A 13,926-nucleotide genomic window follows, 5' to 3' on the forward strand; every position below is an offset into this window, starting at 1 on the left:
GCAAAGCTTCGCATTGGCATGGCCGAAATGGCGGGCGCAGGTAACCCGCCGAAGGAGATCGCCATGGGCGTGGTTGTGCAGAACATCGAGCGGGCCGACCGCGACACTATTGCCGGACTGGCTCGCTGCGGCGTCGCGACAGTCCATGAGGCGCAAGGCCGCAAGGGCCTGCTGGCGAGCTATATGCGTCCGATCTATTCCGGCGCGCGCATCGCCGGGAGTGCGGTCACGATCAGTTCGCCCCCCGGTGACAACTGGATGGTCCATGTCGCGATCGAACAATTGCAGGAAGGCGACATCCTCCTGCTTGCGCCCACCAGCCCCTGCGAAGACGGCTATTTCGGCGATCTGCTGGCGACCAGCGCGATCGCACGGGGGTGCCAGGGGCTGGTTATCGACGCTGGGGTTCGTGATGTTCGCGATCTGACCGAAATGGGCTTCCCCGTCTGGTCGAAGGCGGTCTTTGCGCAGGGGACGGTCAAGAACACGCTCGGGAGCGTGAATGTGCCGGTGGTCTGCGCCGGGGCTCATGTCGAGCCGGGGGACGTGATCGTCGCCGACGACGACGGCGTATGCGTGGTGAAGCGCGCGCAGGCAGTGGCCGTGCTCGAAAAGGCGCGCGTACGCGAAGCGAACGAGGAAGAAAAACGGCAGCGCCTCGCGAAGGGTGAACTGGGCCTCGATATGTATGCCATGCGCGAGCGGCTCGAGGCCGAAGGGCTGAAGTACGTCTGATGCAGACCAGCGCGCCTGTCATGTGGATGCGCGGCGGAACGTCGAAAGGGGGATACTTTCTCGCCTCCGACCTGCCGGCCGACCGGGACGCACGCGACGCATTCCTGCTGCGTGCGATGGGCAGCCCCGACCCGCGCCAGATCGACGGAATGGGCGGCGGCGACCCGCTGACCAGCAAGGTGGCCATCGTGAAGCCGTCGGCACGCGAAGGAATTGATGTCGATTATCTGTTCCTGCAGGTGTCCGTCGACCACGGGCTGGTCTCGGACCAGCAGAACTGCGGCAATATCCTCGCCGGGGTCGGCCCCTTCGCGATCGAACGCGGGCTGGTGGAACCCGCAGGTGAGGAAACGCGTGTGGCGATCTACATGGAAAACACGGGCCAAACTGCCATCGCCAGCGTACAAACGCCCGGCGGTTCGGTCAGCTATGCCGGCGATGCGGCCATCGACGGCGTGCCGGGGACTCACGCGCCCATTCCCTTGGAGTTCCGCGACACGGCGGGGTCGAGCTGCGGGGCATTGCTGCCGACCGCCAATCCGGTCGACGATGTCGCCGGGGTGGCGTGCACGCTGATCGACAACGGCATGCCCTGCGTCGTATTCAGGGCGGAAGACGTCGGCGCCACCGGCTACGAGAGCCGCGAAGAGCTCGAAAGCGCGGCATTCGCCCCGGTTCGCGAACGGATAGAACGCATCCGGCTGGCAGCAGGCCCGCTGATGCAGCTGGGGGATGTGCGCGACAAGACCGTTCCCAAGATGACGCTGGTCGCGCCGCCGCGCCATGGCGGGGCCGTGACGACGCGCGTCTTCATACCGCGCCGTGCGCATGCCAGCATCGGGGTGCTGGGCGCGGTGACGGCAGCGACCGCCTGCCTGATTCCGGGTTCGCCTGCGGCGGCGGTCGCGAAGGTGCCGCAAGGCGCCCGTAAAACCCTGAGCATCGAGCATCCGACCGGCGAAATGAGCTGCGTGCTCGAAGTCGATCCCGCAGGGGGGGTGGTTTCCGCCGCGCTGCTCAGGACAGCGCGCAAGCTGATGGATGGCACTGTATATGTCTGATCGTATCGTCAGCTGGCACGCCGCACCCTCGCGGCCCGCGTTCACGCCGCCCGCCGGCGCCGTCGATGCCCATTGCCATGTGTTCGGCCCGCAGGCTCGTTTCCCGTTCAGCCCGAAGGCCAAGTACCTGCCCGCCGATGCCGGGCCCGAAAAGCTCTTCGCCCTGCGCGATCACCTGGGTTTTTCCAGGAACGTCATCGTCCAGGCGAGCTGCCACGGAACCGACAATTCCGCCACGCTCGACGCGATCGCGAGGTCCGAAGGCAAGGCAAGGGGTGTCGCGGTGGTCGATCCGGCGATCTCGGAGGACCATCTGCATCGCTTGCATGGTGGCGGGATGCGCGCGGTCCGGTTCAATTTCCTCAAGCGCCTGGTCGACAACGCACCGAAGGACAGGTTTCTCGATGTCGCCAAGCGGTTACCTGCCGGGTGGCACGTGGTGATCTATTTCGAAGCGGACATTCTGGACGAACTGCGCGCCTTCATCGATGCTATTCCCGTTCCTGTGGTAATCGATCACATGGGCAGGCCCGATGTGACACAGGGGCCCGACGGACCCGATATGAAGGCGTTCAGGTCGCTGCTCGACAGCCGCGAGGACCTGTGGTTCAAACCCACTTGTCCGGACCGGCTCGACGCGAAGAAGGAAGGCGGGCAGGGCGACCCGTGGGATGCTTTCGCCAAGGCGGTCGCTCCGCTGGTTGCCGATTATCCCGATCGCTGCATCTGGGGCACCGACTGGCCGCATCCCAACATGCAGGACGAAGTCCCCGATGACGGGCACATCGTCGACATGATCCCCCGCATTGCGCCGACAGCCGAATTGCAGCGCAAACTGTTGGTGGACAATCCCATGAGACTGTATTGGGACGACGCCGAAACGGCCGGCTAGACGCTCCGCGCTCCCCCACGACTGGCGAAGATCGTTCCGAGCTTATCGGAGAGCGGGTAGCTCATCCTGTCGATTCAATCGCGTCCATGGAAGCCGTAAAAGAAGCATTGAAGCAGCACCGCAATCCGGATCGCCGAGGTGAAGTGCAGCAATTTCCCTTGGTTCCGCAGTTGGGCGCTGAAAACGGTCCTGACAACCCCGCCGTGCATCCAGGCGCCCCCAGGGTGCTTGAGCGTGTCAGCAGCCAGATTTGCGTCCAATCTGATTGTAAAGTTGCCAATCCCGCCTAAGGTCGGCGCCTTAACCAGGGGGGCCTGCCATGAAGTTTCTTGTCGTTTCCGTTGCCGCGTTGCTTTCAACTGCCGCGTCGGCGGAGACCCACCAGTATCGCGTCCTCTTCGGCGGCGATGATGTAGGCGGGTTGGAAGTCGAAACCGCCGGCAACACGTCGAACATCGAGTTCGACTACAAGCAGAATGGCAGAGGTCCGACCATCACGGAGAAGGTGGAGGTCGATGCGGAGGGCATCCCGACCAACTGGACCATCACGGGCCGCACCACTTTCGGGAACCCGGTTAACGAGAGCTATGCCTGCGCTGACGGGAAAGCGAGCTGGCAGGACTCGACTGGCGCAGGTTCGGCAGACGCGTGTTCATTCTACATCGACCAGAACGGCAGCCCTTGGGGCATTTCCTTGCTCGCCAAGGCCCTGCTTGCGACTCCAGACGCTGAAATGGCGGTGCTTCCCGGCGGAACTGCCCGGATCAGGGCGCGTGACACTGCGACCTACGACGGGGCCGACGGGGAGGTGACCGTCACCACCTACGAAATCACAGGGCTGTCGACCGATCCGGCCCATATCACCCTTGATCAGGACCTGAATTTATTCTCGGTCGCGGACCCTCGTTTCGCGATCGTTCGGAAAGGCTATGAAGCGGCTGACGAGGCGCTTCGCGCCGAAGCCGAACGTTACTCGACGCAGCGCTTTGTCGAAATACAGGCAAAGGCCGCCCGCAACTTCGATGGCCCGGTTCGCATTCGCAACGTGCGTATTTTCGATCCGAAAACGCTTGCCCTGACGGAAGCAAGGGATGTCGTCATATACGGCGAGCGCATTGCCAGTATCGAGGACTTGGGCAGTCTCCCGACCGAAGGCGAAACCGTGATCGACGGGGCGGGGGGCACACTTGTTCCCGGCATGTACGAAATGCACGGCCACATAGGCCAGGACAATGCCCTGATGAACATCGTGGCGGGCGTCACGTCAGTCCGTGACATGGGAAATGAGAACGAAGTCCTGGACGGGCTGATCGAACGGATCGACGATGGTATTATCGCGGGACCTCGCATCAGCCGGTCGGGATTTATCGAGGGCCAATCCGAATTCTCCGCAGCGACGGGTGAAATCGCAGCCAACGAGCAGGCAGCCATCGATCTTGTGCGTTGGTATGCCGCGCGCGGCTATCCGCAGGTGAAGCTGTACAATTCCATGAATCCTGAATGGGCGGATGTCGTCGTTGGCGAAGCCCATGATCTCGGCATGCGCGTAGCTGGCCATGTGCCAGCTTTTTCGACTGCAGACGCCATGATTGAGGCCGGTTTCGACGAGATCACGCACGTCAATCAACTGATGCTCGGCTGGGTCCTGAACGAGGGAGAAGACACACGCACCCTCTTCCGCTTCACCGCGATGCAACGATTTCCCTCGCTCGACCTGGACGGCAACCTGGTCCAGTCGACCCTGGACAAGATGGCGGAAAAGGGCGTGGCGCACGATCCGACCATTGCCATTCACGAACTGGGTTTGACGGCCATCGACGGGCAGGTTCCCGCAGGCTCGATCGACGTGTTCGACAATATGCCGGTCAACACGCAGCGGTACATGAAGCAGGCTTTGTTCGGCACGGAAAACCAGGCGGAGAGAGATGCCTACATAGCGGCTTTCGACACGATCATCGAGACGCTCACGCTGATGAATGACAAGGGCATTCTCCTGGTTCCTGGCACGGACCTCGGCGGCAGTTTTGCGTATCACCGCGAACTCGAACTCTTCGGGAAGCTCGGCATGTCTCCGGCGCAGGTGTTGAGGCGGGCCACCTATGACATGGCCGAATACCTCAATCAGGATCAGGAACTGGGCTCGATCGAGAAGGGCAAGTATGCGGATTTCTTCCTGGTGCCCGGTGATCCGACAGCCAGTCTGAAGGAAATCAAGAGGATCCAGATGGTGGTATCGAACGGGACGGTTTACTTCCCGAGCGATATCTACCCTTTCTTCGGTATCGAGCCATTCGCTGAGGCTCCGGAGATCTTAGCCGAATAGACGGTTCCGACAGGCGCGGTCGGTAGTCTTCTCCCATCCGGCCGAATTGGTGCGATACATGCTGCCGTTCTCAAGACCACGGCAGGGTGCCAGGTGGTTTGAGCGGGTGGGAAGCTGACGCTTCGCGAGCGCTTGATAAGTGTCAGGATAGTGGCTGGGGTGGCAGGGACCTCAGCCGATTTTCGACCACGCTAAGTCATTGATTTCTCTGGAGTGCAGCCGACGGCTGCACAGTGAGTTGCTACATCTCATTGGCACAGCAAGCAAGCCTCCAGTGCTCTTCGGTTTGTCAGCCGTTCGGCATTCATCAGGTGCAAAGCTGCTTTCTCTTTGAGCCAAAATTTCGCGAGATCAGGATGACCAATGGCTTCGCGCGATACTCGTGACCACCTGATTGATATCCGCCCTTCATTTGTCGAGTTCAGTGTCTCTCTAAGTACGAACCAAAAGTGGCCTTTTAGCTCTCGGACGGCGCCGAACAGTCAGCTTGGGGGCCGTTAGCCGACCGCCCGCTATCGAATGCGAGGAGGGCAATTTTGGACGTTCGTTCAGCAAGGCGCGCGACCACCGCTTGCGTCCCCTTGCAGACATTAACTTTTCCATGAGGCTGTGTGCCGCAGAGGACAACTCGTCAGCCACTGGCGAGCGACGCGGCTAGAAGCTCTGTCCTCCGACCGATCTGAGCGCATTATACTTGCGAAGCTGGGGGTGAGTAGTGATACTCGCCCTAAGTGAAGGGGCCCCCATGATCGTTCTGAATCCGGCAGATCGCAACCTGCTTATGCGCGTGCTCGAAACTGAGCCTGACCTTAGCCGTAAAGGTAATCCGCGCCTCCGGCCGCTCTCGCTATATTCGACCGAGCTGAAGAACCTAAAGCAGGTTGCCGCTGCGGTCGAGCGCGCCTCCAATGGACAAGCGCTGCATGCCACTGGCACCACGGCGAAGCGGTATGGGAACACCCTTTCCAATCTCGGGATCTGGAGTGGCGGCGACCGCAGCACGAACGTCGGGGCTGCGGGGGAGAAGCTCCTTCAGCTTGCACAGACGAACAACGGTGATGCGACCGTTTTCTGGAACCAGAATACGCGGGCAGGGGACCGCATCTTCTTCGAGCACCAGCTGAACCGTTTTCTCACCGGGCAGGAAAAGCTAGTCAACACCCTGTGGCGGGAGACCTTCTTCAACGTCCAAGACGTTCTCGATCACCTTTCTGAAGATTACCTTCGCACGTTGCTCGCCGATGCGGAGCTTCGTGGGATCGAAGCGCTCCAATACATGGACTCAGTTGGGACGGAGCCGTGGCGTTTTACGCGCCTAAACGATGACGAGAAAGCTGCAGCGCTCATCCTGATCGTGCGGCTCTACACTTCGTATCAGGCGAACCAGGCCACTCAGGGTGACCCAGAGCTCACGACAGCGAAGCAATATGCGCAGGCGATGAATGCCTATCAGCGGGACGTGAGGTTCCGAGTGGCAGGGTTCCTCGAGGCGTTCCTCGATATGCGCGCGTCACTGGGCAGTGACTTCCCACGACTTACTCCCAGCCTCGAGGTCAAGCTTCGCTCTCGAACGACGGCACAGAACCCTGCCGGAGCTGGCGCTGCTGGAGCTCAGGCGGGCCCCAAGGTGCCTCGACCCAAGCTCCCGCTGCCGCTGCAGGTGATCATTTCCGGATGCCCGGGTTCCGGCAAGAGCAACCTTGCGGATCGATCTGCAATCAGCGCGCAAGTCATCCGGACTCAGTTTCACTCTGAAACGACCACGGCATCGTTCGTCGGTGGCTATCGCCCTGTGCCGGTCTACGAGGCAGCCGCGGACATCACTGAGGTGACCGGCGCTCCATTCCAGCCTGGACGGCCGATGATCGATTACCGCTTTGTGCCCGGGCCCGCACTCGAGGCGATTGCAGCCGCCAAGTGCAATCCGAACGAGAACGTCGTCCTGCTCATCGAAGAACTCAACCGCGGCAATGCAGCCGCAATCTTCGGCGAATTGTTCCAGCTGCTCGACCGTGCCGACGACGGCGGCAGCCGCTACGGCGTCACTCTCGGGACGGAAGCGATGGTCTGGCTCCGGGCTCAGAATGCACTCGATGCAGACGGCAATGCTCGTTTTCCCGCGAACCTGCACATCTGGGCCACGATGAACAGCGGCGACCAGGGCGTGTATCCGATCGACACTGCTTTCCGGCGTCGCTGGGCCTATCGTTACCTCGGCTATGCCCAGCCCTGTCTCTATCCGGCCGAGGACCGGGTCGTCCGGTTTGGCGGCCGTGACCTCGACTGGGATCGGCTGCGCGCAGCGCTCAATCGGTTCCTGAAGAAGCTGCCAGTGCAAGAAGACCGGTTGATCGGGCCCTATTTCCTCACGCCTGATCAGCTTCAGGACCCCAACGATGTTCTGACCAAGCTTCTGCTTTACCTGTGGGACGACGTTCTTCGCTTCCGGCAGCAGGAAGTCTTCAATGCCGACTCCTTTGCTCAGGTCGGCATCATCTGGAGGAACGGCGAAGGTAATCCGCTGATTGAGAGCATTATCGACCTGGATGACGCCGAGGTAGCACCCGAAATTGACCCTGCGGATGCCGAGCTGGGGGACGGACAAGCACAAGAGGACGACAACGCCCCTGAGGCGAACGCCGGCGGAGGAGAAGCAACCGGCGTTGCCGCCCCGCAGGCTGCGGGCGGAGGTGCTGCGGGTCAAGGCGCTTGAGCCTTACCCGGCTCATAGAAGGCCAGCGGCGGACTGCTCAAGCTTGGCGGGACGAACTCGGCCTCAACCTGGCTGCATGGGATGGTCTGGTAGCAGAAGGAGTATTTGCGCCCGCTCGCAACGGCCGGAGCTCAGAGGTCATCCTCCAATTTGTCGGGCTGATTGGCCTTCCTGATCGACTGCTCGCTTGCATGCCCAGGGTTGAAGTCACGTCGACCGACCCTGTTCTGTGGCTCCGCCGTGTCCTCTCCACTTACTTTGTGCGGGAAACGCGGCGCTCGCGCGACGATGCCACCGTCGATCTGCAAAATCGTGATAAGTCGCTCTTCAGAGAAATCGACGCGCTGGCTACCCTTCTCGGCTTCTTCAGTGAGCGCGGGCTGCATCAGCGATCAACCACCTCCTCCAATCATCGAGGCTCAGGAGCAGTCGACTGGTCGAGCACGTTGACGAGATGCGAGCCGCTCATTGCCAACGGGCAGCCCATCTATGTGGAGCCCCGCCGCTGGTTGCGGACGACTGAGACGAATGAGATCAGCCGCCTGCAAGCGGCGGCGACCGTTTGGCTCGCCCACAAGTATGAGGTTCCGGTGCCACCCGGCCTAATTGAGGCGACCGCTGGAATGGACGTCCAAGATCGCATGGCGAGCGAGCGAGCTGCATTCGACTTGGCTCTGTTGGCGCGGGAAAGATCGGTCACTTACCTTTCCTCAGACTTGCGCCTGCTCGACGCCCTTGAGGCTGTAATCTCCAATAGTCGCGACATGAGCGGCGTGGCAGCGGTCAAGCTCTTCGGCACAACGGCTTTTGCCTTAGTGTGGGAAGATGCCTTGCGCGACCTCTTCGGGGATGACGCAAGCCTGTCGTCGCTTGGTCAAGCCAATTGGTATGACGTGCACGATGGCGCCCTGGCTCCGCCTCGGCAAGCGGCCAGCCGGCGTCTGGATCTTATGATCCACCACAAGGGCGAGATCCTTCTGCTCGACGCGAAATACCACTACCCGTTCCCCGACACTCGGCCCGGCTGGGCGGATATCATCAAGCAGATCTACTATGCCGAGTTGCTTGTGAAGGACGCGCACGCTCCTGTTCGCAACGCGTTCCTGCTTCCCAAAGCGGGCAAGCATCTGAAACTTGCCAGCCTCGTTCGGATAGAGGGAGCCGCTCGCGAATTTGCTCCGATCGAGGCTTGGACTCTGGATCCCAGCTGGGTGTTTTCAGCCTACGGTGATGGGGACATGGCTCGGCGCAGCAGTGCTTGTGACGCCTTCATGACGGCGCGCGACGAAGTGGCCAAAGTGCTCGGCGATGCCTAGCGCAGTATTGGCTGAAAGAGCCGAAAGTGGCTGGCACTTTGTCGCGGGCACTCGCGACCGACTGCCCATCAGTAGATACTCATCGACCAGGCGCTTCCGTTCACCGACCCGGCTCTGATAATTCTGCCTGACGCCAAGCACCGGCACGATCTCGCACTCATCGAAGAGGCCGCGATCTCGGAAGATCGCCGATAGCTCACGCAGTCCGCGATCGGTCGGCACGTCCGTGGTAGACCAGTGGTTCCAGTGATTGCGGCCGCCGTAGTAGCTCAACACCACGTGCTGTGAGGGCACGCGCTCGATGAACGCTCTTAAGGCACCCACGAAATCATCTCGAAAGCAGAAGGCACTGCTATGATCATCGGCCATGTTCTGACCCCGAACGAAAGACAGATCAGCCGCATACGCTTCAGGATCGTCGAGGAAGGGGTAGGCTGCGACAAAGTTCAGCAGGTGATAATAGGCTCCATACTGCCTGAAGTTATAGGGCGGATCGATGTAGGCGACATCGTGTGGCCTGATCGCGCTGGCTGCGGCAACCGCGTCCGCGTTGACGATCTCAGCGCTGCCTTCTGCCAGAACCATTGGCGGCATTCGCAGGGTAAATCGCTGCAGTGCGTTCGGCCACAGTTTGTCGCGGCTGAAATCGTGGAAGGTGCCACTCACGTTTGCGGTGATGACAACCTCCTCGATGATGCACGCGAGCAGGATCATGGTAAGCGTTTCCGAGATCTGGCCGGCCAGTCGCCATGAGCGAAGCTGCTCGAGTGCCCCATCGAGGATGAGCGCGTTAGACTCCGAAAAGTAGTTTCGCCTGCCGGTGCTTCCGCGGACGCTCACGAATTGAGATCGCTTGCCTTGGGCGCAGAAGTTGTCGTGGAAAACGCCAGGCTTGCGGTTCTTCTCAGCCGCCAGTTGCAGGATCGCGAGAGCGCGCGCCAACGGAGCAACTGAGTGGCGATGTTCCGCTCTCGCGGAGGTCGGAATGTGCTTTTCCGCCATAAACCGCAGCGCTTCGAACACGGCAGGATCATGATCGCCGTCTACAGCGGCAAGGTTGGGCCAGCCTGATGAGCTTAGGTAAGCTCGCCCCAAAACATAGCTGAAGCGATTGAGGTCACCAGTCGCAACATCCATGCCCTCGCGGCGAAAGTGGCGCGACACGTTGGTAGTGCCCGCGAACAGATCTGAGATCGAAGTCGCGTCGGGAACTCGCTCCTTCAGGAACGAGCCGATCAAGGGCAGGAGCGAAGTCTTGTTTCCGAGATACTTCTCCATATCAGCTCCTGCAGATGATGAGGCGTTCGGATTGACGCTCAGTGGTGACGTTGCGGTTCGACGCGTTGAACTTGCGATGCCCTTCGAAGTGAGGTTCGGTGACCTCGACTGAGCGAAAACTGCTCCGTGCGATGGCAATCAGGGTCTCAAGCGGGAGAGTGCGGGACCGCTGCGCTGAGTTGACGTGACCGGAATAAGAGAGCACCAGGGGAGCGCCCCGTCGCGCGACGCCCTCTACTAGCCGTTCAAAGGCTGCTGGAGCCCGGGACGGAATGCAATAGTCCGACTGAAAGCGGTCGTCGCGGTAAAGTCCTCGCATGACGGTCGGCACGCCGTTCTTCCGCATGCGCGCGAACGTAGGCCTGTCCCGGCGAACCAGCGTCTCGAGAACATGGTAGAAGCGACTGTAGTGATCAATGGTATAGGGCGGGTCAGCATAGGCAGCCTGCCAATCACCGTCGGCTTCCAAAAACGTTTCTACGTCCTGCCGCACCATGCGGCTCGGCCGGACCTCTGTCGGTAGAGTTGAACGCCAGCGATCGAACAACTCGATGAATAGCTGACGCCCATCAAGGCTGCGGTCCCGGAGCGTGCGCTCCATCAGCAGTGGCTTGGGAACGCCCTGTCGGTCGAGAAGCCGCATCGGCTGAGCAAATTGCTTCCCAACGGTGTTCACGAGCTCGCTAGCCACGCCAAGCATGGTCGCGATCAGCACGTCCCGTAGAGGAGAGCGCTCGCTCGCAGCAGCGCAGTGGAGGGAATCAAGTGTGATGCTTTGCCTGAACGAGAAATAGACACCGCCAAAGGCTAGTGTCGCCACCGGGTCATTTTCGGCCCGCTTAGCGGTAAGCAGTTTGCCGAGAATCGACCTGAAGCGAAGGTATTCAGCTGAATCTAGTTCCGCGCTGAGTGCGGAGCCGCGCTCGATCAGCATGGAGATCGGCAGTGGGTTGCCGCTGTGGAGAGACGCAAGAGCCCTTTCCTCCTCCTTAATCAAGGGCGCGAACATGCAGGTGAGCGCTGTCTCGACCTCATCAGCACGTGCCAAAAACGCGTCGAGGTTGAAGCCGTCGAGATCGATTCTGGATGTCTGCAGCATGGCCCGTCCGATCACCTCAGAATAGGCCTGGACGTCGACAGCGATCACCGGGTTACGTGCGGCGAGCCTCCGCCCCACGACACCCGTGCCCGAGAATAGGTCGGCAACAGGAGCCTCGGGCCCGATCACCGAGGCCACGGCAGCGGCAATGTCATCGAGCAGGCGAGTCTTGTTTCCCAGATATTGAATCGGCCGAAAGGGGGGCGGAACCTTGGAATGCATATTCATTGCCGCGAGCCCGACCGCCGGCCTGACTCAAGCGAGCGGCTGATCATGGCTAACTCTTCGCAGTGGTGCTTCAGCATGGTTCCATCCGCAGCAGGCCATCTGGACCGAAGGCTCGCTCGAAGGCCTGAGGACTGGGGCGGTCGCGCCATTTGCGAAGTCGATCATGCGTTCTACACCCCGTTTCCAACGATCTGAGCACCTTGCTTAAATGCCTTTGGCTCAAGCCACTCTGCCGAGCAAGTTCCGCTTGAACGGCGACCTGATCTCGCATGGCTCGCCTGACCTCGTCACGCGATGCGTCCAGATGGTATTTTTCCATAATGCATAAATGAAAACAAGGAACTTGCGTCACAACAAGTTGCCGTTGTGTTCATTGTTTGTTCTTTGTCAACGTCGCTAAGGCCAGCGGCAGACATTCCAGAGGGACTATCTGGCTGAAGCTTCAGACGTGTTCGAATAATGGGGAGTAATTCAGACCCGCCCAGAGGCCCAGCCTTTGAGAGAGGGCGGCGCGCATGCGGTTCAGAAGTGCGCCGATCACCGAACGACCGTCGGCTATCAGGCTCTGCTGACCCGAGAGCAGACAGCCCGCTTACCACCAATCGAAGATATTGGATGGAGCTGAACGAATGTCCGCAAACGGGGCGAGCGCGCGTCAGCCTTAATAGCTAAGAATGAGGGTGCATGATTGCCGTTCTCGTCGCAGGATCTCACTGAATAATGACACTTTCATCGCTCGCGCCCGCGATCTTGTGGCTTTGCAAGGTCGACGAAATTATCCGGATGGTCATCAAAGAAGCCGTTGCTTCTCCCGAGAGCGAATATGCGCTTCATCTCCGGACTTCTGGCAGCCTCCTCCGCTTCAGCGCCCCCTTTCGATAAGAAGGCTTCCCGATGCAAACCCATTGCGGCCGCGACCCGCGTAACCATGTCTCGGATCGGTTGCGTCATCTGAAGCAGCTCGGCGAGAAGTTCTCGTGCTTTGCTTTGATCCTGTTGCGCTAATTTGCGTTCGCGCTCGGCTTCTGCCAGCGCTTTTATTGCTTCGTTCTCTTTCCGCTTGGCTCGATCTTTCAGTGCTTCCAACTCTCGCTCGCGAGCCGTATTTCGGGCAATCTTGTGCGCTGCGATCTTCTCCCGGTCCTGGGCAGACTTGACGGCAAGCTGGAGAAGCTCGCGATCATTATCGATCTTTTGCGCGGATTTTTGGGCTCGTTCCAGCTCGGCGGCTGCCTTGCTCCGATCAATGGCCGCTACTTCGCGATCAGCCTCGATTTCGTCCGCACGGCTGTTGAGATCGGCATGTCTCTCCCGAATTAGATGTTCCTGAGTTTGAAGCTTCGTATCCCGGGCGTCGAGATCGATCTCGCGATCCCGCGCGGTCGCTTCTTGCTTTTGAACCACGGCCAAGCGTTCCGCGATTTCGTTTTCAACTTTGACGATCGTCGCAGCGCGTTCGTCTAGTCCTCTCTCTCGAGTATCTAATTCCTTTGATTGCTCAATATTGGCCTGCAGTTCGACTTGGAGCATCTGACGAGCTTTTTCGGCAGCTTCGCGGTCACGCTTAGCACCGTAAATCTCTGGCGAATCCCAATCCGATCCGCTGGTCGTCTTGGGCTTTCCCCTCAGAGCGCGAAAACCGTGGTGCACGAGGTAATCGGCAAAAGCGGTCTGCAGCGCCTTTCCCTGTGACTGCTTCGACGCCTTTGCAGTTCGAGCTCCCTTCACGTCGAAGCCATGCTCTTCAGCAAGCAGCTTCAGGTGCCGGGTCATCGAAACGGCTTTCTTGCTGCCCCCTGGAGCCTTCTTGTCGCTCTTATCGTATATCGGTGCGAGAAACAGATCGACATTGTTGGTGGACTGCTCATCCCGGTCGATCCGTGCGGAGAAGACCGCCTGACCGCCGAATGTTTCCTGCGCGAAGTGAACAGCAATTAGCATTGCGGTGTAGGCTTCGCTCTCCGTTTCGGTCGGTATGCTGTCGGGCATCTTCACGATCATGTGCTGTGCGATCGTTGTCCCACCTTTCGGCCGGAACGCGCCGGCGACGTGCTCCTCTAGCCGGTCGACCAGTGCCAAGGGGTCGCCGGTTATCCCGTCCGGAACCCACGTCAGGCTGTCAGCTTCTCGCACCTTGCGTGCTTCCGCTGCACGATCAAGTCTTCGCCCATGCTTCTCGGCCGCGCGCAGGAGCAAGGCGTTAAGAGGAACGAGGCGGGCGCTGACAAGGTCGGACATACATTTAGTTTAGGGCCCCGACCGAAGGGAGGGGAAGGCCCTC

9 protein-coding genes are annotated in these 13,926 nt (G+C 60.3%); 6 read left to right on the forward strand and 3 right to left on the reverse strand.

What is annotated here, in order from left to right:
* The first annotated feature begins 63 nt into the window (after nt 1-63).
* The 6 genes from ligK to SJY12_RS01290 all read left to right on the forward strand — a co-directional run bounded on the left by ligK (nt 64) and on the right by SJY12_RS01290 (nt 9,040).
* Nucleotides 64-735 (forward strand): 4-carboxy-4-hydroxy-2-oxoadipate aldolase/oxaloacetate decarboxylase, encoded by a 672-nt coding sequence (gene ligK, locus SJY12_RS01265; RefSeq protein WP_397506614.1) that lies wholly within the window; start codon nt 64-66, stop codon nt 733-735.
* Nucleotides 735-1,796, forward strand: coding sequence for a 4-oxalomesaconate tautomerase (locus SJY12_RS01270; RefSeq protein ID WP_397505737.1), 1,062 nt, complete (start codon nt 735-737; stop codon nt 1,794-1,796). Before ligK ends, SJY12_RS01270 begins: the two co-directional genes overlap by 1 nt.
* Entirely contained in the window at nt 1,789-2,688 is a 900-nt protein-coding gene (locus SJY12_RS01275; RefSeq protein WP_397505738.1) for an amidohydrolase family protein, read from the forward strand. Before SJY12_RS01270 ends, SJY12_RS01275 begins: the two co-directional genes overlap by 8 nt.
* 319 nt (nt 2,689-3,007) lie before the next feature.
* Nucleotides 3,008-5,011 carry an amidohydrolase family protein gene (locus tag SJY12_RS01280; protein WP_397505739.1) on the forward strand — a complete coding sequence of 668 codons (2,004 nt, stop codon included), beginning with the start codon at nt 3,008-3,010 and terminating at the stop codon, nt 5,009-5,011.
* A 745-nt stretch (nt 5,012-5,756) separates the two neighbouring features.
* A complete protein-coding gene (locus SJY12_RS01285; protein WP_397505740.1) occupies nt 5,757-7,724 on the forward strand; it encodes an AAA family ATPase in 1,968 nt (655 codons plus the stop codon).
* Entirely contained in the window at nt 7,721-9,040 is a 1,320-nt protein-coding gene (locus SJY12_RS01290; protein ID WP_397505741.1) for an LlaJI family restriction endonuclease, read from the forward strand. Before SJY12_RS01285 ends, SJY12_RS01290 begins: the two co-directional genes overlap by 4 nt.
* On the opposite strand, the gene SJY12_RS01295 is transcribed toward SJY12_RS01290, so the two are convergent.
* The 3 genes from SJY12_RS01295 to SJY12_RS01305 form a co-directional block, all read right to left on the reverse strand.
* On the reverse strand, nt 8,942-10,318 hold the full coding sequence (locus tag SJY12_RS01295; RefSeq protein ID WP_397505742.1) for a DNA adenine methylase: 1,377 nt from the start codon (nt 10,316-10,318) through the stop codon (nt 8,942-8,944). The genes SJY12_RS01290 and SJY12_RS01295 overlap by 99 nt on opposite strands.
* A gap of 1 nt (nt 10,319) precedes the next feature.
* Nucleotides 10,320-11,639, reverse strand: coding sequence for a DNA adenine methylase (locus tag SJY12_RS01300; protein ID WP_397505743.1), 1,320 nt, complete (start codon nt 11,637-11,639; stop codon nt 10,320-10,322).
* Nucleotides 11,640-12,374: 735 nt separating this feature from the next.
* The gene (locus SJY12_RS01305) at nt 12,375-13,883 is read right to left on the reverse strand and encodes a hypothetical protein (RefSeq protein ID WP_397505744.1); all 1,509 of its coding nucleotides are present in this window, start codon (nt 13,881-13,883) and stop codon (nt 12,375-12,377) included.
* Nucleotides 13,884-13,926: the final 43 nt, after the last annotated feature.

This window comes from Qipengyuania sp. R86523 (genome assembly GCF_044596365.1).
GTDB lineage: Bacteria > Pseudomonadota > Alphaproteobacteria > Sphingomonadales > Sphingomonadaceae > Qipengyuania > Qipengyuania citrea.